The following is an 18925-nucleotide window of genomic DNA, read 5'->3' as shown; positions in this document are numbered from 1 at the left end:
TCTATCCTGGGTGACATGGCTCACCACCGCCCGAGCAAGCACCTCCGCACCGCGCGGCCGCTGTCGGCAGCCGGCTTCCAGACAAGCGCCGAGAAGCGCGACGGACGGTGGCTTGTTCGCCAGATCAGGACCGGGCAGTCGGTGAAGAACTACATCTGTCCCGAATGCCAGCAACGGATCCCGACGGGCACCTCGCATGTGGTGGCCTGGCCGGCACTGCCGCCGATCGGCTCCTCCTCGGGCGTCGACCATCGACGGCACTTCCATACCGCGTGCTGGGCGAGAAGGCCATGAGCGAGCCGCTCCCCGCTCTGCACGTCACCAGCATCGGTGACGGCTCGCGCACGGTCGTGTTTCTGCACGGACTGCTGGGGCAGGGCCGCAACCTCGCCGGTCCTGCTCGCATGATTTCGGATGTGGCGCGGTGCCTGCTGGTAGATGTGCCCAATCACGGCCGGTCGGCCTGGACTGAGGAATTCGACTACGAATTCATCGCCGACCTGATCGCCGACGAACTCTCCGTGCGCGGCGCGCTGGATGATCCGGTGATCCTGGTGGGCCATTCGATGGGCGGAAAGCTCGCCATCTGTCTCACCCTGGACCACCCCGAGCTGGTCACCAAACTGTGCGTGGTCGACATCGCACCGGTCAGCTATTCAGATTCTGACTATTTCGAGAATCTGCTGGATGCCATGGCAGGCCTGGACCTGACAGCGCTGGATTCCAGGGGCGACGCCGATCGGGCGCTGAGCACCGCGATTCCCGATGAGCGGGTGCGTGGCTTCGTGCTGCAGAATCTGCACCAGGAGCAGGGCCCTCGCAATGCGCGGCCCGGGCGTTGGTCGTGGCTGTGCAATCTCGCGCTGCTCCGGGCAAACACGGATGTCCTGTCGGGATTCCCGGATCTTTCGGGTTCGCACTGGGATGGGCCCGTGTTGTGGGTGAGCGGGGAGAATTCCGGCTATGTTCAGCCGGAGTATCGCCCTCCAATGCACGAACTGTTCCCCATGGTGAAAGAGGTCGTCATCCCGGGGGCGGCGCACTGGGTGCATGCCGATCAGCCAACAGCATTCGGTGGGGTGTTGCGCGACTTCGTGCTGGCCTGAATCGGGCCTGTCCACCGGATTCACCATGAGCTTGCCGGTTCAGCCGGCAACGACCTGCTGAATGGTCGCCGGTGCGGCCGGGCTCGGTGAGGCCGATGGTGCCACACCACGCGAGGCGATGCCGCGCACGATCGTCAACCCCTTGGTGTCGATGGTGCCGAGCACCGGATAGTTGGGCGCCATCTTGGAGTCCTGGTAGACGATGAAGAATTGCGATCCTGACTTCTCCGGAGCCGCCATCGCCACAGTCGCCCTCGGATAGACGCAGGACTGGTCGTCCCCGCCCTGGCACAACGCCTTGGCGGCACCCAGTTCCGGAGCGAAGACGAATCCGGGCCCGCCGTCGCCGGTTCCGCTCGGGTCACCGCACTGCAGCACGAAGATTCCCTCAGTGGTCAGCCGGTGGCAACTGGTGTCGGTGAAGAAATTCTGCGCGGCCAGGGACTCCATGCTGTGCACCGCGCAGGGCGCGTCCGCCCTGTTCAGCGTCATCACCACTGGCCCGAGGGACATCGTGAAGGTGAGTACCACCGTGCCCGTGGTGGGCACGCTCCGCCCATCGGGTGGATCGACCGCCTTCGATGGTTGGCCTGAGGATGTGTAGTGACAGGTGGTCGTCGCTCCGGAAGGAACGGCGTCCCGGGCGGGCGACGACGGTGCCTGTGCACAACCCGCCATGGTCAGCACGAACACCACACACAGCGTCGCGAGGGCTCGCGCCCGCATTCCATGACGTCGAACCATCCGATTTCTCCGCTCCCCGCTGTCCCCCTGCCGTCCCAGGCTGCCACAAGTGCGTCTGCACCCGGCGTTGCGCCACCCCGCCCACCGGCAATGGCTGCCATAAGCTGGGCACATGGTCAATCTCACTCGCATCTACACCCGCACCGGTGACGCCGGCGCCACCCGGCTGTCGAACAATGACCTCACCCACAAGACCGATCCGCGAGTGAGTGCCTACGGCCAGGTGGACGAGACGAACTGCGCCATCGGCGTCGCGCTCACCCTCGATCCCGACGAGCGGCTTCAGGAGGTGCTGGGCATCGTGCAGAATGAGCTGTTCGACGTCGGCGCCGATCTGTCCGCTCCCCGCGAGTCGGAACCGGCCTTCGAGCCGTTGCGCATTCTGCAACCCTCCATCGACCGGCTCGAGAACTGGTGCGACGAGTTCGGCGACGAACTGCCCAGTCTGCGTTCCTTCATCCTGCCCGGTGGCTCCCCGCTGGCGGCCCAGCTGCACGTCGCGCGCTCCACCTGCCGGAGAGCGGAGAGAGCGGCCTGGCTGGCCGTCGAACAGTACGGTGGGGAAACCGAGGAGGACAAGCCCAACGGCGGCGTGCACCTGCTGGCGGTGAAATATCTCAACAGGCTGTCCGATCTGCTGTTCAACCTGGCTCGCCACGCCAATGTGGAGGCGAATCGCGAGGAGGTGCTGTGGGTGCCCGGTGCCGAACGTTCGGCGGAGTACAACGCTGCGCATCCTCACGGGACGCGATAGGTCCACTCCGGATTGTTGAACTTGGTGTCCAGCAAGCTGTGAGCGGCCGCCATCTCCTCATCCGTGTAGCCGGCGTCGACGCAGCGGTATCGCGACCTGAAGTAGGTCAGGAAGTGGTCGAAGATCTGGTGGCGGCTCATGCCGGTCTGTGAACGCATCGGGTCCACGCGCTTGTTGGCGCTGCGAATTCCCTTGTCCGAGAGTTTCTCTCGGCCGATCCGCAGAACCTCCAGCATCTTGTCGGCGTCGATGTCGTAACTCATCGTCACGTGGTGCAGCACGGTGCCGTCCACCAGCCGTCGCTGCGCCGCACCACCGATCTTGCCCTTGTCGCTTGAGATGTCGTTGAGGGGTTTGTAGCTGGCGTGCACGCCCACCTCTTGGAGGGCTTCCAGCACCCAGTCGTCCAGGTAGGCATAGGACTGCTCGTAGCTGAGGCCCTCCACCAGCGAACCCGGCACCACCAGTGAGAAGGTGATGCAGTTGCCGGGCTCCATGAACATCGCGCCGCCGCCGGTGATCCGGCGCACCACCTTGATGCCGTAGCGCCGAGCATTCTCGGCATCCACCTCATTGCGCACCGACTGGAAGGAGCCGATCACCACCAGCGGACGGTCCCAGTCCCACAGTCGCATGACAGGATTGCGCACGCCTCTGGACACCTCGTCGGGAATCACCTGATCGAGGGCCACGTGCAGCGTCGGGTCCATCACCTGCGGGCCGATCAGATCGAAGGTGAGATCATCCCACCCGGTGGCCTTGCCGGCAGCTCGCCGCACCGCGATCGCCACAGCTTCGGGATCGAAACCCACCATGTGCACATCAGGGCTCAGCCTGGCCGAAATGGCAGCTGACAGTTGCGCCACTGTCGAGGAAGCCGGCATCGCGTCGACACCGGCATTGATCTGTTCGAGCGCTGAATCGGGCTCCAGGAAGAAATCGCCGGACAGATGCGTGCCGGTGAAATGACCGTCACGCACGTCCACGTCGACGACGACCAGCTTGCCGTCCTTGACCTTGAACTCACCGCGCATATGGACCTGCCCAATCCCCGTGAAGCACAACCCCAGCTCGGTGAGGATATTCGTTCAGTCGTATTCCTTGTAGGAGGCTCCTCCGGGCGGCGCCGCCTCCAGCCAGCTCATCAGCCCCATCAGGGACTCCTGGGCCATCGCCATCTCCCAGATTCGCGGTTCACCGTTCGACGAACGCACCTGCACACGCACCACCTGGTGCCCGGCGAACAGTACCGGGGCTTCTTCCGTGGTTGCCATACGGTGGTCGAGCATACTTGCGCCCCGGCGCTGCAGCACCACCCGTGGCCGGAAGCTCAGTGACAGCACCCGATACCACTCCAGCCTGTTCGCGTCGTAACGGGCCAGCCCGTCCGCCCACTTCCTGTTGCCGTTGGCCTTCATGGACCGCACTTCGCAGTCGAAGACGCCACCCTTGCGCGACAGATACCTGCGCCGGGCGAAGATGACACTGATGCACACCAGCAGGGCAACAACGATGACTGTGACAGCAATCTCCGTCGCGGTCAACAGGCTCATGGATGAAACCTACTCCGGCAAGGACGATGTCCGGCGAATCGATTGCCCATGAAGGTTGTGCGGTGGTTCAGTTGCCTGGTCGTAGCTGAGCAGGTTGCGGAGTCTCACCGCTGGGTTCGGCCCCCCTGCGGCGTTGTTCGAAGCGCTCCGCAGCCCGAATCTGGCCGACGGCATGGTTGTACTGACGCACTTCCTCATGGGTCGCCTTGCCGTCGTCCACGGCGTCATGAAGATTGGCGATGGTGCTCCGGGCCATGTCCACCGAGATCTCGCGTGCCAGCTCACCATAGGAGCTGAGCAAGGACACGCGGTTCTGGAAGACGGAGATGAAACCATCCGAGACGGCGATGATCTCGTCCGTGCCGTCTGGGACGGTGATCTCCACCGCACAGGGCACCAGAGCCGCCATCAGCGCTTCATGGTCGGCCAGAATCCCGAGCTCGCCCTCGGACGTGCGGGCGATGACCATCACCGCCTGGCCTTCCCAGACCATTCCGTCGGCGGCGACGACCTCGACCTGAAGGGGGTCGGCCATCAGCCCTGCTCCTTCAACGTCGCCCACTTCTTCTGCACGTCGTCCATGTCACCGACATTGAAGAAGGCCTGCTCGGGGATGTCGTCGCACTGGCCTTCGCAGATCATCTTGAAGCTCTCCACGGTCTGGGCCACCGGAACCGTCGATCCCTCGACACCGGTGAACTTCGTGCCGGTGTAGGTGTTCTGTGACAGGAACTGCTGCACACGGCGGGCCCGCGAGACGACGATCTTGTCCTCTTCACTCAGCTCATCGATGCCGAGGATGGCGATGATGTCCTGGAGCTCCTTGTTGCGCTGCAGAATCTGCTTGACCTCGGTGGCAACCTCGTAGTGCTCCTTGCCCACGTACTCCGGAGCCAGGATGCGGGAGGTCGAGGTGAGCGGATCCACAGCGGGATACAGGCCCCTGGAGGCGATGTCGCGGCTCAGCTCGGTGGTCGCATCGAGGTGCGCGAAGGTCGTCGCAGGTGCGGGGTCGGTGTAATCGTCGGCCGGCACATAGATTGCCTGCATCGAGGTGATCGAGTGGCCGCGCGTGGAGGTGATCCGCTCCTGCAACTGACCCATCTCGTCGGCCAGATTGGGCTGGTAACCGACGGCCGAGGGCATCCGGCCGAGCAGCGTGGAGACCTCCGAACCGGCCTGGGTGAACCGGAAGATGTTGTCGATGAACAACAGCACGTCCTGGTTCTCGACATCGCGGAAGTACTCGGCCATGGTCAGAGCGCTCAGTGCGACCCGCAGACGCGTTCCCGGCGGCTCGTCCATCTGGCCGAAGACCAGGGCGGTGTCCTTGAGCACTCCGGCGTCGTCCATCTCATTGATGAGGTCATTGCCCTCACGGGTGCGCTCCCCCACACCGGCGAACACCGAGGTGCCGCCGAAGTTGTGGGCGATGCGGTAGATCATCTCCTGGATGAGCACCGTCTTGCCCACACCAGCGCCGCCGAACAGACCGATCTTGCCGCCCTGCACATAGGGGGTGAGCAGATCGAGCACCTTGATGCCGGTTTCCAGCATCTGGGTCTCGGGCTCCAGAGCATCGAAGGCCGGCGGTTCACGGTGGATCGGCCAGCGCTGTTCCACCGTGATCGAGGCGGGATCGGCGTTGAGCAGATCGCCGGTGACATTCCATACGTGGCCCTTGGTGACAGGGCCCACGGGCACCGTGATCGGGGCGCCGGTATCGGTGGCCTCCGCGCCACGGCGGACACCGTCGGTGGGCTTCAGCGAGATGCAGCGCACGGTGTTGTCACCGATCTGCAGGGCAACTTCGAGGGTCAGGACGTGGCTGCCCTCACCGCTGTCGACAGTGAGGTGCAGCGCATTGTTGATCTCCGGCAGGCGTCCTGCCGGGAACTCGACGTCGACCACTGAGCCGATCACGCGGACGACGTGGCCCACCTGATGAGCGGTGGTGGCCACGGGATCAGGGACTGTGACGGTCATTCAGATCTCCTGTGAGGACTGGGACAGCGCACCTGCGCCGCCCACGATTTCGTTGATTTCCTGGGTGATCTCGCCCTGGCGCGCCTGATTCTCCTGCCGGGTGAGCGTGTCGATCAGCTGTTTGGCGTTGTCAGTTGCCGAATGCATGGCTTGCTGGCGGGCCGCGAGTTCGGAGGCGGCAGATTCGCGCAGCATGTACTTCATCCGATCGATGACGTAGAGCGGAAGCAGCGCATTGAGCACGCTCTCAGCATCGGGTTCAAAGTTGTAAGGCGGCACGAAGCCCTCCTCCTGGGGTCCGTGAACCTCGGCGGAGGAGGTCTCGGAGGAATCCTCGTCAGAGGCGCGGACCACTTTGAGGGGCAGCAGCCTGATCACATCGGGTTGCTGGCTGACCAGTGATCCGAAACGGGTGAAGACGACATGGATCTCGTCCACCCCACCCTCCTCGGTCGGCTGGAAGAGCTTGTCGATGAGCGTCTGGCCGATGTCGCGAGCCTGCTCGTAGTGCGGTTCCTCACTGAATCCGGTCCAAGAGTGCTCCACCGGCACGTGGCGGAAGGCGAAGTATTCCTTGGCCTTGCGCCCCACCGTGTAGATGACGGTCTCCAGGCCCTCTTCGCCGAGGTGGCTCAGCAGGCCCTCTGCCACCTTCATGACACCAGAGGGATAGCCGCCCGCGAGACCCCGATCGGAGTTGATGACCAGAACCGCAGCTCTGCTGGGGTGTTCCGCTTCAGTGACCAGAGGATGGTCGGTACCCGAGTACGCGGCCACCGCAGATACGGCGCGAACCAGCTCCTTGGTGTACGCATCGGCTCCCCGGGCCTTCTGCTGGGCGCGGGTGACGCGCGATGCGGCGATGAGCTCCATGGCCTTGGTGATTTTCATCGTCGTGGAGACGGAGACACGCCGCTGCCTGAGTTCGCGCAGAGTCGCCGCCATGGCTCAGGACCTCTCGGTGGCCACGATCTTGGCCTGGTTGATGTCCTTGCCCTCCACCGGAACCGACTCGCGACCACCCGACAGCTGCTTTCCGTCGCTGGTGCGGAAGGTCGGCTTGAACGCATCGATGAGGCGCCCGAGTTTAGTTTCGGTCTCGTCACTCAACGCGCCGGAGTCGGCGATGGTGGTCAGCACGTCGGAATTCTCCCGCAGGTAGTCGAGGAATTCCCCTTCGAAACGAAGTACGTCGTCCACCGGAACGTCGTCGATCCGCCCGTTGACGCCGGCCCAGATGACCACCACCTGGTCCTGCATCCGGTAGGGGTTCGCCTGTCCCTGGCGCAGCAGCTCGGTGAGCCGGGCGCCGCGGTCGAGCTGACGGCGGCTGGCCGCATCCAGATCGGAGGCGAACATCGCGAAGGCCTGCATGTCGCGGTACTGGGCCAGGTCGATCTTCAGGGTGCCCGAGACCTTCTTCATGGCCTTGGTCTGGGCGGCGCCGCCGACACGGCTCACCGACAGGCCGACGTCGACAGCGGGACGCTGGTTGGCGTTGAACAGGTCGGAGAGCAGGAAGATCTGGCCGTCGGTGATGGAGATGACATTCGTGGGGATGTAGGCCGAAATGTCATTCGCCTTGGTCTCGACGATCGGCAGTCCCGTCATCGATCCGCCACCGAGATCGTCGGACAGCTTCGCGCAGCGCTCCAGCAACCGGCTGTGCAGGTAGAAGACATCGCCGGGATATGCTTCGCGGCCCGGCGGGCGGCGAAGCAGCAGCGACATCGCCCGGTAGGCCTCAGCCTGCTTGGTGAGGTCGTCGAAGACGATCAGGACGTGCTTGCCGTTGTACATCCAGTGCTGGCCGATGGCCGATCCGGCATAGGGGGCGATGTACTTGAAGCCGGCCGGATCGGATGCCGGGGAGTTGATGACCGTGGTGTAGGCCATCGCGCCGGCCTTGTCGAGCTTCTCGACGACCTCGGCCACAGTGGTGTTCTTCTGCCCCACCGCGACGTAGATGCAGCGCACCTGCTTGGCGGGATCTCCGCTGTTCCAGTTGTCGAGCTGGTTGAGGATCGTATCGGTGGCGATGCTCGTCTTGCCAGTCTTGCGGTCACCGATGATCAGTTCGCGCTGGCCACGCCCGATGGGGATCATCGAGTCGACGGCCTTCAGGCCGGTCATCAGCGGCTCGCGGACCTCCTGGCGCTCCATCACGCCGGCAGCCTGCAGTTCGAGGGCGCGACGGCCCTCGAGCCCCTGGATGGGCCCCTTGCCGTCGATGGGATTGCCCATCGCGTCCACGACCCGCCCGAGGTAGCCATCGCCCACGGGAACCGAAAGGATCTCCCCGGTACCCTTCACCGTCGAGCCCTCGTCGATGCCGTCGGAATCCCCGAGCACGACCACGCCGATCTCGCGGGCCTCGAGGTTGAGCGCGATACCGAGGATGCCGTTCTCGAAGGTCAGCAGTTCGTTGGCCATCGCACTCGGCAAACCCTCGACGTGCGCGATACCGTCGCCGGACGAAATCACCCGGCCGACTTCTTCGGGAGCCGCCTGCGCGGGCGTGAACCCACTGACGAACGAGTCCAGTGCGCTGCGGATCTCGTCCGGACTGATGCTCAGTTCAGCCATGGTGTCCTGTCTTCCTCATTCCTGCTCGTCACCCCGGTAGGGGTCTTGATACGTCTGTGTCAGCCGATCCCGCGCGCGGCCTGGGAGACCTTCGCCGAGACGCTGCCGTCGATGAGCTCGTCGTCGACCTGCACCTTGATGCCGCCGAGAATGCGGGGATCGACATGCTGGATGACGTCCACCGCGCCGAACAGCCGTGACAGCTGCTGGACGAGACGGTCGGCCTGGTCCTCGGGAAGCTTCTGGGCAACGGTTGCGCGTGCCAGCCGCCGGCCCTGCACCTGGGAGGTGAGATCCAGCTGCATGTCGAGCTCGTGGAGCACTCCACTGCCCTGTCGCGATGCCCGTGTCACCAGAGCGGTGGTCACCTCGTCGGCCCGGCCTGAGATGAGATCCCGGACCAGCACCGATTTCGCCTCGTCGGTGGCTGCGTGACGGCCGAAGGCGGCGCGCAGCTTGTCATTGGCGATGATGGCTTCGCGCACCGTGTTCAGTTCGACCTGCACCCTTCGCGGGTCGGTCGACTTCAGCGCGATCCTGGTGGCCTGCCGCTCGACGGAGTCCGCCAGCTGCAGCCCACTGGACCAGTCCTGGGCCACCGCCTGACGGCAGAAATCGAGTGCCGCCGGTCCCAGCTTGCCCTCGAACAGTGTGCTGAGCAGTTGCTCGCGACTCTGCACCGGCAGGGTCGGATCTGTCATCGCGCGGCGCAGGGCCACCTGCTCGCGGAGCACATCGGCGACGGCGAACAGGTCGAGAGCACAGGCCAGGGAGGCCTCGGTGGAGTCGGCGAGGCCGTCCAGCTGCTCGATGTGATCCTGACCCACGCTGATCACTCCCCACCCGGGAGCCCGCGTTCGGGCTGGGCTTCGAGTTCTGCGAGGAAGCGATCGACGGTGCGGCGCGCCCGGTCGTCCTGCTCAAGGGATTCGCCCACGATGCGCCCGGCCAGGGTGGTGGCCAGTTGGCCGACCTGGTGGGTGAGCTGGCTGGCGGCCTGCTCACGTTCAGCGCTGATCTGGGCGCGAGCCTCTGCGATCATCCGGGCCTGCTCCTGGGCAGCCTTCTGCTTGGCCTCGCGCACGATCTGCTCGCTGCGCGCCTTGGTCTGCTCACGTGCCTTCGCGGCCGACGCGTTCGCCTCGGCAAGCTTCTGCTCGTAGAGCTGACGGGCACTGTCGGCTTCCACCTGCACCTTTTCGGCGTGCTGGATGCCGCCCTCGATCTCGAAGGACCGGTGCTCGTACATCGCCTCGAACTTGGGGACCACCGCCTTGGCGATGACTACCCACATGAGCCCGAACAGCACCAGCCCCGCGAGGAACTCCGGCAGCTCCGGCGCCAGTGGACCGAGATCGATCAGTGGTACCAGTTGCGTTCCTGTCATGGGGCGGTTCTCACCTGATCACGAAGGCGAGCACGAAGCCCAGAATGGCGAGGGCCTCGACGATGGCGAAGCCGATGTACACCGGCTGCATGATGCGGCCGCTTGCCTCGGGCTGACGGGCGATGCCGCCGATACCGGCAGCGAAGATAAGGCCGACGCCGATGCCGGGGCCGACTGCCGCAAGGCCGTAGCCGATGACATTCAGCGAACCGGAGATCTCCAGAGGAGTCATGTATTTTCCTTTCGGGTGGGTGTGCTCGGAAAGCAATGGGCAGGTCAGTGGGCCTCGCCCACCGAGGAACCGATGTACTGCGCGGCCAGGATCGTGAAGATGTAGGCCTGAAGGAAGCCGATGAACAGTTCGAGCAGCAGCATGAGCATGCCGAACATCATCGAGACGACTCCCGTGACGTTGTAGAAGGCATTGTTCGCCCAGGTGAGCAGGGCTGCACCGCCTCCGATGAAGACCATGATCGACATGTGGCCGGCGAACATGTTGGCGAACAGTCGCACCGACAGCGTCACCGGGCGCGTGATGAAGCTGGAGAGGAATTCCAGCGGGACGATCACCGGGAAAAGCCAGACCGGCACTCCGGAGGGCACGGTCGCCACCTTGAGGTAACTGCCACCATGGGTGCGGAATCCACTGATCACGTACACCGCGAAGGTGAGCGCCGCGCCCGCGTAGGCGAAGCTGACCCGGGAGAAGGTGGGGAACATGAACAGGAAGGTTTCGCCGAACCAATTGCTCACCAGGATGAAGGAGAACAGTGTGAGCAGATAGGGCATGAAACGGTGGTATCCCGGCCCGATCATGTCGCGTCCGATGTTGCGCACGAATCCGTAGACGTACTCGGCGAAGAACTGCCCGCGGCCCGGCACCGATTTCAGATGGCGCGAGGCCACCAACCAGAAGACCAGCACCCCTGCCGCCCCGATGAGGGCGAGCAGCATCGGCTTGTTGAACCAGCTGGTGCCGAACCAATTGGGGAAGATGAAGTCCTCTGCGCTGGGTGCGTCCCAATGCTTGGTGGGCCCGCTGATCAGCACGGTGAGCCGCGAAAGCACGATCCAGGCCACGAAGATGGCCAGGACGATCAACCCTGGATGACTCTTACGGGCGGGATCGTCCTCACCCGTGGGTGCGTTCTTTCCGGTTGACTGCTCGGTGACCGCTGCCGTGCTGCTCATTCACCGCTCCCGAATCTCTTGATCACGAGGTAGATTGACGCTGCCATGCCGAAGAGCAGGCCAGCGGGAAGGGCCCAGCCGATGTGGAGGAAACGGCTGGCGACCCAGCCGAGGCCGCCGTAGAAGGCGATGCCAGAGACCAGGTAAGAGAAGATCTGCATCCCAGCGTCGTTGCTCGGCCCGTTCATCGGACCAGCCTGTTCCACATCGCTCACTGGTTCTCCTCCGAAATGCCTGCCGGCTGGTTGTAGGTGAAAGTTCTGGTGCGGGACACGCTCCACACCGCACCTGCCAGCCAACCGATCACGAGGCTGAGAGTAGTCCACCCGAACCATCGGGTGAGCACCTCCCCGGTGAGCACCTGATGGGCCACGAGTTGCCACAGCACCACACCGATGACGATGGCGCGCAGGACATATCCGCCGAGCACCATGACCAGGCCGCGGGCATCCATCCAGCGCGTCGCCAGGCTGTCGCAGATCAGGCTGGTGACGAAGTAGGCACAGACAACCAGGTCAGCCAAATACCATCCGGCAAGACCTTTCGTGCCGCCCAGCAGGAGCGCGGCGAGACCCACCGGAAGACTGCACAGGACCGCTCCGCAGAGTCCACCACGTGCGATGACGGGTGGCCAGACCAGTCCAGCAGCGGCATCCACGTTGAGCCTTCCCGATTGGCGACGAAATCCCAGCGGACTGAAACTATCACGGGGTACCGACGGTCTCGGTCTCTTTCCCAGCAGCTTGTGCCGCGAGTTGAGCTTTCCGTGCGGAGCGGTTCGGCAGCGTGGTCACCAGAATCGCGACAGTCAGCCCGGCCAGCACCACCAGAACCATCAGTCCGCTCCACTTGAGGCCCAGCAGGATCACCCCGAAGGCCACCAGCGCCGTCCACATGTACAGGATCAGTACGGCCTTGACGGTGGAGTAACCGCGGCGCAACAGCCGATGATGCAGATGCTGCTTGTCCGCCACGAACCACCAGTTGCCGTTCCACGTGCGTCTCACATAGGCCATCGTCATGTCCACCAGTGGCAACGCCATCATGGCGATGGGAAGCACGATGGGCAGCAGAGCAGGCAGGATGTCACCGGCGCTGGGGCTCAGCGCCGACGAATCGATCTGGCCGGTCAGCGAGAGCGTGCTGCAGGCGAGCAGCACCCCGAGCAGCATTGCCCCCGAATCACCCATGAACATCTTCGCGGGGGCGAAGTTGTGGGGCAGGAATCCGGCACACACACCAGCGATCGTCGCCGTGACGAGACTCGCCGTGGTGGCCACCACGAAGCCCTGCTGGTATGCGAGCAGATATGTGTAGAAGAACATCGCGGCGGCCCCGATACCCGCCACTCCGGCGGCCAGGCCGTCCAAGCCGTCCACCAGGTTGATGGCGTTCACGCAGACGAAGATGTACAGCACGGTGACCAGGATCGAGCTGGGTTGGTCCAGGGCGATGATCTGATTGGGCAGGCTCACCCAATACAGCCGCACACCGTTGAGCACGGCGACACCGGCCGCGAGCACCTGACCGGCGATCTTGGCCATCCACGGAAGGTCGATGACATCGTCGACCGCACCGACGATGCAGATCACCGCACCGGCCGCGAAGATGCCCAGTGCGTCATGACTCACCGTGGGATGACGGCCGAGAAAGGGCATGTTGGCGGCCAGTAGAAATGCCGCCAGGACGCCGAAGAGCATGGCAGCGCCGCCCAGATAGGGCGTCGGAGTGGAGTGCACGTCGCGGGCGCGCACCGGAGCCAGTGCCCCGGTACGGATGGCTATGCGTCGGGCCAGGCCGGAGAACAGATAGGTGCACACCGCCGCGACCAGCATCACGAGAAGGTACTCGCGCATGGTGGCGGCTCAGGCCTCGGGTGTCTTCGGCTTGTCGTGCTCTTCCTGGGCGGCCGGATCGATGTCCTTGGCAGTCTCCTCGAGCGCCGGGGATCCGCCCTGCTCGGCAGCGGCCGCCTCGACACCGGCATCGGCCTGCTCGGCGGTGGTCTGCTCAACGGCTGGTTGTCCGTCGGGGACCGCAGTCGGCTCGGCCGACGCGTCGCTGACCGGATTGGCCAGTGGTTCCAGGCCCGGCGAGAGTTCAGCCAGGTCCTCGAAGGCGATGACGCCCTGCCGCAGAATGCGTCCGGTGCGGTTCTTGGTGAAATCCACAATCGTGGAGGCCACCGGCCCGGGCGTCGGGTCGCCGTCCAGATAGACCGCCACGGAATTCCCCAGCATCTGCTCAGCATCGGCCGCATTGGTCGCCGGGGCAGATCCTGAGATGTTCGCGCTGGAGACCGCGAGCGGGCCCGTGTGGCGCAGCAGTTCACGAGCGGCATCATCGGCCGGAACGCGCACGGCAATGGTGCCCTCGGTATCGCCCAAGTCCATCCGGAGACTCGCGGGCGCACGAAGAATGAGCGTCAAAGCGCCCGGCCAGTAGCGCTCAATCATCTTCTTGGCGTTGTCGGGCACATCGGCCGCCAGCGCCGGCAGCATGGCAGGCTCGGCGATGAGCACCGGCGGTGGCATGTCGCGGCCACGGTGCTTGGCCTCGAGGAGCCGCTTGACCGCATCGGCATTGAAGGCGTCGGCCCCGATTCCGTAGACGGTGTCCGTGGGCAGCACGATGCACTGCCCGGCCCGGACCGCCTGCTGGGCCGCAACGATGGCCTCCTGATGCTGGGATGCGAGGTGGAACAGCCGGTGAGCCGCGTGCTCACCGGAATCTGCATGCTGCTCGTCAGGTGCCTGGGGCATCTGCTGCGGTGCTTCGACGCTGCTGCTCCCCGATCCGGATCCAGCCCTGGGAACCTCGTCGTGACCTGTGGATTCACTGACCTCGTTCACGCTGTTCATTCTCCCATTCGCTGTGTCCGGGTCGCGCTCACGAACCGCGGACGCCCGGTGAGATCGGGATGATCGTCCACCTGGCTGAAACTCCCGGTGCCCCGCAGCAGTTGCACGACCGGCTCGCCCTGCGAGTCATCATGTTCGATCACGAGCAGACCACCAGGTTTGAGCAGACGCTCTGCGGTGGGAACCAGCTCGCGGATCGCATCCATTCCGTCCGGACCGGAGAACAGCGCCGCATCGGGGTCGTGGCCCACCACATCGTGGGGCAGCAGCTCAGCGCTGCCGGTCGGCAGATAGGGCGGGTTGGAGATCACCAGATCGACCCCGCCGTCGAGCTGGGGAAGCGCCTGGCCCATGGTGGTGTCCACGAGGTGCGCCGAAGTCCCGGCCAGATTGCGGTGGGCCCAGACCAGCGCCTCCGGGGAGTTCTCCACCGCGTAGACGATGGGCTCTCCTGGATATTCGGCAATGATCGCGGCCGCGATCACGCCGGAACCGGTCCCCAGGTCGACCACCACCGGTTCGGTGCCGATGACGGCACGGTTGACGACCAGATGATGCAAGCCGTACTGGACCATCAGTTCGGTTTCGGGCCGGGGAATGAACACCCCAGGACCCACCGCCACCGAGATGGTCCGGAAATAGGCGGTGCCGGTGAGGTATTGCACCGGCTCCCCCACCGCACGCCGCTCGAGCAGGGTCCGGTAGCGGTTCACGACGTCCGCGTCGAGTTCGCGAGTGATGGCGAGCCCAGCAGGTTCCATTCCCGCTGCGTGGGCGAGCAGCAGGCGGGCATCGGCGCGCGGTGTGGGCAGCCCTGCCGCACTGAGGCTTTCGATTCCGGCGCGAAGCACGGCAGCAGGACGCTCACCACCGTCACGGACACGGGAAAATGAGTCGCCAGACTTTGAGTCGTCTGGCAATGAACTGCTCATTTCTGGCCTCCCTGCGCCAAACGCTCCTCAAGATCGGCAGCCCGCAAGGCGTCGAGCACCGGGCCGAGTTCACCGCCGAGCACAGCGTCCAGGTTGTGGGCCTTGAAACCGATCCGATGGTCGGTGATCCGGTTCTCGGGGAAGTTGTAGGTGCGGATTCGCTCGGAACGGTCCACCGTGCGCACCTGGGAACGACGGGCCTGCTCGGCGGCCTGGGTCGCCTCCTCCTCGGCTGCGGCCACCATCCGGGCACGCAGGATGCGCATCGCCTGCTCCTTGTTCTGCAATTGGCTGCGCTGATCCTGGCAGGTGACGACGATGCCGCTGGGCAGATGAGTGATCCGGACTGCTGAATCGGTGGTGTTCACACCCTGGCCGCCCTTGCCGGTGGAGCGGTAGACGTCGATCCGGAGGTCGTCGGGGTCGATGCTGACCTCGTCCTCCTCGACATCGGGCATCACCAGGACGCCCGCCGCTGAGGTATGAATCCTGCCCTGGGACTCTGTCACCGGCACCCGCTGCACACGATGCACGCCACCTTCGAATTTCAACATCCCATAGGGCATCCGATCGGGATCGGTGTTCCCCTTGGAACGGAAGGCGACGGTGACGGACTTGAAGCCACCGAGATCGGTGGGTTCTGACTCCATCATCTCGACACCCCATCCGGTGCGCTCGCCGAACCGGGTGTACATGTTCAGCAGATCGGCGGCGAACAGCGCCGACTCGTCGCCACCCTCCCCCGACTTGATCTCCATGATCGCGTCGTTGAGGTCGTTGGGATCTCTCGGTGCGAGCAGGGCCGTCAGCTTGGCGGTCACCTCGTCCAGCCCGGCCTCGATGCGGTCAGCCTCGTCGGTGAAGCCAGGATCCTCGTCGGCCAATTCGCGAGCGGCCTGCAGGTCGGCAGTGCGACGGTCGTAGTCGTCCAGGGCACGAACGATGCCAGTGAGCTCAGAGTAGCGGCGGCCGATGCGACGGGAGCGCACCGGATCGGACACCACCTCCGGGTCGGCGAGGCGTGACTCCAGGTCACTGAACTCCTCACGCAGGCCCTGTGCCACCTCGAACACCCGGCCACTCCCCTTCCTGCTGCGCTTGTTCTTCCGCTGCCCACCTCCATCCGGTGCACTGTGCACCGGTGGGTTCGCGTGCGAAGAAATACTCCCTGCTCGTGATGCGTGCCCCCAGTGCTTCACGCATCCGATTCACAACATGCAACAGGCGCCGGATGTGTACACATCCGGCGCCTGCGCTCTCAGCTACTTGGCAGCGGCCTTGCGCTTGCCGTAACGACGCTCGAAGCGTGCCACGCGGCCACCGGTATCAAGGATCTTCTGCTTGCCTGTGTAGAACGGGTGGCAGTTGCTGCACACGTCAGCGGTCATCGTGTCGCCCTCGAAGGTGCTCCGGGTGACGAACTCGTTGCCGCAGGTACAGACGACCTTCACCTCGTGGTACTGGGGATGGGTGGCCTTCTTCATGACATTCTCCTCTGGATTGGTCCGGGTCGCCTGGGCGCAATCAAGATCGCGCTGCCACCTTGGTGCGGCTGCGTGAACCGGACCGGCGGCCCATGATAGCCGATGATTGCCCGTGAGCGGTGATCAGACCGTTCCCGGCGTGGTCTTCGAGATCATCACCAGGAACTCGGAATTGTTCCTCGTCTTGCGCATCCGCGAGAGCAGGGTTTCCAGTGCCTGTTGGCTCTCCAGACCCGACAGCGCGCGGCGCAGCTTCCAGATGATGTCCAGCTCCTGGCGGCTCATGATCAGCTCCTCGCGGCGGGTACCGGAGGCTTCGACGTCGATCGCCGGGAAGATCCTCTTGTCTGCCAGCTGGCGGGACAACCGCAATTCCATGTTGCCGGTGCCCTTGAACTCCTCGAAGATCACCTCGTCCATCTTCGAACCGGTCTCCACCAGAGCCGTGGCAAGGATGGTCAGCGATCCGCCGTTCTCGATATTGCGTGCTGCACCGAAGAACTTCTTCGGCGGATACAGCGCTGCCGAGTCGACACCGCCTGACAGGATGCGTCCCGATGCCGGCGCGGCCAGGTTGTAGGCGCGTCCAAGCCTGGTGATGGAATCCAGCAGGATGACCACGTCGCGGCCCAGCTCGACCAGCCGCTTGGCGCGCTCAATGGCCAGTTCCGCGATGGTGGTGTGATCCTCGGCCGGCCTGTCGAAGGTGGAGGCGATGACCTCCGCGGTCGTGGCCCGCTGGAAGTCGGTGACCTCCTCGGGCCGCTCGTCCACGAGGACGACCATGAGGTGCACATCGGGATCGTTGGCGGTGATCGCATTGGCGATGGCCTGCAGCGCCATGGTCTTGCCCGCCTTGGGCGGGGAGACGATGAGCCCGCGCTGACCCTTGCCGATCGGAGCCATCAGGTCGACGATGCGCCCGACCATGTTGGTCGGGGTGGTCTCCATCCGCAGACGCTCCTGCGGGTACAGCGGCGTGAGCTTGCCGAAAGTGGGCCTGTTGCGCATGGCCTCCGGACTGGCACCGTTCACGGTGTCGACGCGTACCAGCGGGTTGTACTTCTCGCGGCGGTCGCCCTCATGTCCCTGCCGGATCGCGCCAGTGACCACATCGCCCTTGCGCAGGCCGTACTTGCGCACCATCGACAAGGACACATAGGCATCGCTGGATCCGGCGAGGTAACCGGAGGTGCGTACGAAGGCGTAGTTGTCGAGGACATCCAGCACACCGGCCACGTCGATGAGCACATCGCCGTCGTGCACCGATGTCTCGTCGATGTCCGACATGGAGTTGGAGCGCCCACGGCGATTCTGGCGATCACGTTGACGCCGACGGCGCGAACGGCGGCCATTGCCTTCGTCGTCACCACGGCGGCCATTGTCATTGCGAGACCTCGCACGATGGTTCTGCTCGGAGGCTTCCTCACCGCGCGCAGATTCACCCTGTGAATTCGGCACATCGTGCTGGCTGTGGCTGTGCGGATCGCCCAGCTGCTCCAGACGAGCCCCGACCTCGTCGGCGGTCGTTTCGGCTTCTTCTGTGCGATCTTGACCGGCCTGGGTATTGCGATGTCCGTGCTCGGAGCCGTCATGGCGTTGTGCCTTCGCGGCCTCCAGACGCGCCCCGATCGCATCCTGTCCGGCATCCGCCGTGCTGTCCTGGGCCGTATGGTTCGCGGGAGAGGTGCCTGCGACCAGCTCCTCCTGCACGGGAACGGCCTCGACATGGCGATGCTCGGGCTGGCCCGAATCGGATTCTGCGTGTTCGGCACGCCGCGTCTGCGGTTGTGCCGGTGACCTCGTCCCGGGCTGGGGGTCGACCTCCTCGACCGGCATCCTTGCCGGTTCGGAAGCGGCCCGGTGATCTTCGGCGCGGATGTCCGGAGCAGCCTCCGCATCGCGCTCGACACTGCGACGGCGCCGGCGGGGGCGTTCAGCGCTGAGCCCACGTTCAATGTCCTGGGACTCGGCGTTCTGGTGTTCGGCGTTCTGGGGGGAGGCCCCGCCCTGGCGGGCGTGGATGGCGCTCACCAGGGCGCCCTTGCGCATACTCCCCGCGCCCTTGATCCCGAGTTCAGCGGCGACGCGCTTGAGTTCCGGAAGTTTCAGCGCGCTGAGGACTGACGAGGCGGAATCGTCAGTTCCGCTCGGTGTGGTTGCCGACGGGGGCGCTTCGGTGATTTCGGTCACTGATGTCCTTTCCATGCCGCACACGGGCTGCCTGCCCCGCGCGGTTGCACACTCCATCGGAGCCTCGCAGGCAATCGGAACCTCGTAGGCATGGCACTGCCCGCAGAGGAGGGCACGGGGGAACGGTGGAAACTCAGTGAATGTCGTC

General features: G+C 64.8%; 22 protein-coding genes. 3 read left to right on the top strand and 19 right to left on the bottom strand.

Going from position 1 to position 18925, the window contains the following annotated elements:
- The first annotated feature begins 15 nt into the window (after positions 1 to 15).
- Together ABF648_RS00740 and ABF648_RS00735 are read left to right on the top strand one after the other, a co-directional pair.
- The gene (locus ABF648_RS00740; protein WP_415630373.1) at positions 16 to 294 is read left to right on the top strand and encodes a hypothetical protein; all 279 of its coding nucleotides are present in this window, start codon (positions 16 to 18) and stop codon (positions 292 to 294) included.
- A complete protein-coding gene (locus ABF648_RS00735) occupies positions 291 to 1106 on the top strand; it encodes an alpha/beta fold hydrolase (protein ID WP_415630372.1) in 816 nt (271 codons plus the stop codon). The genes ABF648_RS00740 and ABF648_RS00735 overlap by 4 nt, the downstream gene beginning before the upstream one ends.
- 39 nt (positions 1107 to 1145) lie before the next feature.
- Here the strand turns inward: ABF648_RS00735 and ABF648_RS00730 are convergent, their stop codons facing one another.
- The gene (locus tag ABF648_RS00730; protein ID WP_415630371.1) at positions 1146 to 1655 is read right to left on the bottom strand and encodes a peptidylprolyl isomerase; all 510 of its coding nucleotides are present in this window, start codon (positions 1653 to 1655) and stop codon (positions 1146 to 1148) included.
- A gap of 307 nt (positions 1656 to 1962) precedes the next feature.
- Here ABF648_RS00730 and ABF648_RS00725 point away from each other — a divergent pair, with 307 nt between their 5' ends.
- Positions 1963 to 2604, top strand: a complete 642-nt coding sequence (locus tag ABF648_RS00725; RefSeq protein WP_415630370.1) for a cob(I)yrinic acid a,c-diamide adenosyltransferase — start codon at positions 1963 to 1965, stop codon at positions 2602 to 2604.
- Here ABF648_RS00725 and ABF648_RS00720 read toward each other — a convergent pair.
- From ABF648_RS00720 to rho, 18 genes are all read right to left on the bottom strand, one after another.
- Entirely contained in the window at positions 2589 to 3638 is a 1050-nt protein-coding gene (locus ABF648_RS00720; RefSeq protein WP_415630369.1) for a biotin/lipoate A/B protein ligase family protein, read from the bottom strand. The two genes, ABF648_RS00725 and ABF648_RS00720, sit on opposite strands and share 16 nt — an antisense overlap.
- A 54-nt stretch (positions 3639 to 3692) precedes the next feature.
- Positions 3693 to 4157, bottom strand: a complete 465-nt coding sequence (locus tag ABF648_RS00715) for a DUF2550 domain-containing protein (RefSeq protein WP_415630368.1) — start codon at positions 4155 to 4157, stop codon at positions 3693 to 3695.
- A gap of 67 nt (positions 4158 to 4224) precedes the next feature.
- Complete coding sequence (locus ABF648_RS00710; protein ID WP_415630367.1) at positions 4225 to 4692, bottom strand: F0F1 ATP synthase subunit epsilon; 468 nt, start codon at positions 4690 to 4692, stop codon at positions 4225 to 4227.
- Positions 4692 to 6143: a F0F1 ATP synthase subunit beta gene (gene atpD / locus ABF648_RS00705; protein ID WP_415630366.1), complete on the bottom strand. Its 1452-nt coding sequence runs from the start codon at positions 6141 to 6143 to the stop codon at positions 4692 to 4694. Before atpD ends, ABF648_RS00710 begins: the two co-directional genes overlap by 1 nt.
- The gene (locus ABF648_RS00700; protein ID WP_415630365.1) at positions 6144 to 7088 is read right to left on the bottom strand and encodes a F0F1 ATP synthase subunit gamma; all 945 of its coding nucleotides are present in this window, start codon (positions 7086 to 7088) and stop codon (positions 6144 to 6146) included.
- Positions 7089 to 7091: 3 nt separating this feature from the next.
- Positions 7092 to 8729, bottom strand: coding sequence for a F0F1 ATP synthase subunit alpha (atpA, locus tag ABF648_RS00695; RefSeq protein ID WP_415630364.1), 1638 nt, complete (start codon positions 8727 to 8729; stop codon positions 7092 to 7094).
- A gap of 59 nt (positions 8730 to 8788) precedes the next feature.
- Positions 8789 to 9556: a F0F1 ATP synthase subunit delta gene (locus tag ABF648_RS00690; RefSeq protein ID WP_415630363.1), complete on the bottom strand. Its 768-nt coding sequence runs from the start codon at positions 9554 to 9556 to the stop codon at positions 8789 to 8791.
- A gap of 5 nt (positions 9557 to 9561) precedes the next feature.
- Entirely contained in the window at positions 9562 to 10116 is a 555-nt protein-coding gene (locus ABF648_RS00685; RefSeq protein ID WP_415630362.1) for a F0F1 ATP synthase subunit B, read from the bottom strand.
- 10 nt (positions 10117 to 10126) lie between these two features.
- Entirely contained in the window at positions 10127 to 10348 is a 222-nt protein-coding gene (locus tag ABF648_RS00680) for a F0F1 ATP synthase subunit C (RefSeq protein ID WP_415630361.1), read from the bottom strand.
- A gap of 44 nt (positions 10349 to 10392) precedes the next feature.
- Positions 10393 to 11307 carry a F0F1 ATP synthase subunit A gene (gene atpB / locus ABF648_RS00675; RefSeq protein WP_415630360.1) on the bottom strand — a complete coding sequence of 305 codons (915 nt, stop codon included), beginning with the start codon at positions 11305 to 11307 and terminating at the stop codon, positions 10393 to 10395.
- Positions 11304 to 11522: a hypothetical protein gene (locus ABF648_RS00670; RefSeq protein WP_415630359.1), complete on the bottom strand. Its 219-nt coding sequence runs from the start codon at positions 11520 to 11522 to the stop codon at positions 11304 to 11306. The genes atpB and ABF648_RS00670 overlap by 4 nt, the downstream gene beginning before the upstream one ends.
- On the bottom strand, positions 11519 to 11965 hold the full coding sequence (locus ABF648_RS00665) for a hypothetical protein (protein WP_415630358.1): 447 nt from the start codon (positions 11963 to 11965) through the stop codon (positions 11519 to 11521). Before ABF648_RS00665 ends, ABF648_RS00670 begins: the two co-directional genes overlap by 4 nt.
- 46 nt (positions 11966 to 12011) lie before the next feature.
- Positions 12012 to 13163: an MraY family glycosyltransferase gene (locus ABF648_RS00660; protein WP_415630357.1), complete on the bottom strand. Its 1152-nt coding sequence runs from the start codon at positions 13161 to 13163 to the stop codon at positions 12012 to 12014.
- Positions 13164 to 13172: 9 nt separating this feature from the next.
- Positions 13173 to 14159, bottom strand: coding sequence for an L-threonylcarbamoyladenylate synthase (locus ABF648_RS00655; protein WP_415630356.1), 987 nt, complete (start codon positions 14157 to 14159; stop codon positions 13173 to 13175).
- Positions 14160 to 14164: 5 nt separating this feature from the next.
- Entirely contained in the window at positions 14165 to 15100 is a 936-nt protein-coding gene (gene prmC, locus ABF648_RS00650; protein ID WP_415630355.1) for a peptide chain release factor N(5)-glutamine methyltransferase, read from the bottom strand.
- Positions 15097 to 16173, bottom strand: coding sequence for a peptide chain release factor 1 (prfA, locus tag ABF648_RS00645; RefSeq protein WP_415630354.1), 1077 nt, complete (start codon positions 16171 to 16173; stop codon positions 15097 to 15099). The genes prmC and prfA overlap by 4 nt, the downstream gene beginning before the upstream one ends.
- 189 nt (positions 16174 to 16362) lie before the next feature.
- Positions 16363 to 16584 carry a 50S ribosomal protein L31 gene (gene rpmE, locus ABF648_RS00640; protein ID WP_415630353.1) on the bottom strand — a complete coding sequence of 74 codons (222 nt, stop codon included), beginning with the start codon at positions 16582 to 16584 and terminating at the stop codon, positions 16363 to 16365.
- A 123-nt stretch (positions 16585 to 16707) separates the two neighbouring features.
- Positions 16708 to 18777: a transcription termination factor Rho gene (gene rho / locus ABF648_RS00635; RefSeq protein ID WP_415630352.1), complete on the bottom strand. Its 2070-nt coding sequence runs from the start codon at positions 18775 to 18777 to the stop codon at positions 16708 to 16710.
- Between the last annotated feature and the right edge of the window lie 148 nt (positions 18778 to 18925).

Source organism: Propionibacterium sp. (assembly GCF_047719395.1).
Taxonomy (GTDB): Bacteria; Actinomycetota; Actinomycetes; order Propionibacteriales; family Propionibacteriaceae; genus Propionibacterium.
Note: the sequence above shows the minus strand (reverse complement) of the source record. Positions and strands in the feature narration are given on the sequence as shown.

Bases quoted from the DNA above. Each gene is read 5' to 3' on its own strand.
- ABF648_RS00720 (WP_415630369.1), bottom strand. From the start codon at position 3,638: ATGCGCGGTGAGTTCAAGGTCAAGGACGGCAAGCTGGTCGTCGTCGAC.
- ABF648_RS00715 (WP_415630368.1), bottom strand. From the start codon at position 4,157: ATGAGCCTGTTGACCGCGACGGAGATTGCTGTCACAGTCATCGTTGTT.
- ABF648_RS00685 (WP_415630362.1), bottom strand. From the start codon at position 10,116: ATGACAGGAACGCAACTGGTACCACTGATCGATCTCGGTCCACTGGCG.
- ABF648_RS00710 (WP_415630367.1), bottom strand. From the start codon at position 4,692: ATGGCCGACCCCCTTCAGGTCGAGGTCGTCGCCGCCGACGGAATGGTC.
- ABF648_RS00725 (WP_415630370.1), top strand. From the start codon at position 1,963: ATGGTCAATCTCACTCGCATCTACACCCGCACCGGTGACGCCGGCGCC.
- atpD (WP_415630366.1), bottom strand. From the start codon at position 6,143: ATGACCGTCACAGTCCCTGATCCCGTGGCCACCACCGCTCATCAGGTG.
- ABF648_RS00700 (WP_415630365.1), bottom strand. From the start codon at position 7,088: ATGGCGGCGACTCTGCGCGAACTCAGGCAGCGGCGTGTCTCCGTCTCC.
- ABF648_RS00660 (WP_415630357.1), bottom strand. From the start codon at position 13,163: ATGCGCGAGTACCTTCTCGTGATGCTGGTCGCGGCGGTGTGCACCTAT.
- atpB (WP_415630360.1), bottom strand. From the start codon at position 11,307: ATGAGCAGCACGGCAGCGGTCACCGAGCAGTCAACCGGAAAGAACGCA.
- atpA (WP_415630364.1), bottom strand. From the start codon at position 8,729: ATGGCTGAACTGAGCATCAGTCCGGACGAGATCCGCAGCGCACTGGAC.
- rpmE (WP_415630353.1), bottom strand. From the start codon at position 16,584: ATGAAGAAGGCCACCCATCCCCAGTACCACGAGGTGAAGGTCGTCTGT.
- ABF648_RS00740 (WP_415630373.1), top strand. From the start codon at position 16: ATGGCTCACCACCGCCCGAGCAAGCACCTCCGCACCGCGCGGCCGCTG.
- ABF648_RS00680 (WP_415630361.1), bottom strand. From the start codon at position 10,348: ATGACTCCTCTGGAGATCTCCGGTTCGCTGAATGTCATCGGCTACGGC.
- ABF648_RS00735 (WP_415630372.1), top strand. From the start codon at position 291: ATGAGCGAGCCGCTCCCCGCTCTGCACGTCACCAGCATCGGTGACGGC.
- prmC (WP_415630355.1), bottom strand. From the start codon at position 15,100: ATGAGCAGTTCATTGCCAGACGACTCAAAGTCTGGCGACTCATTTTCC.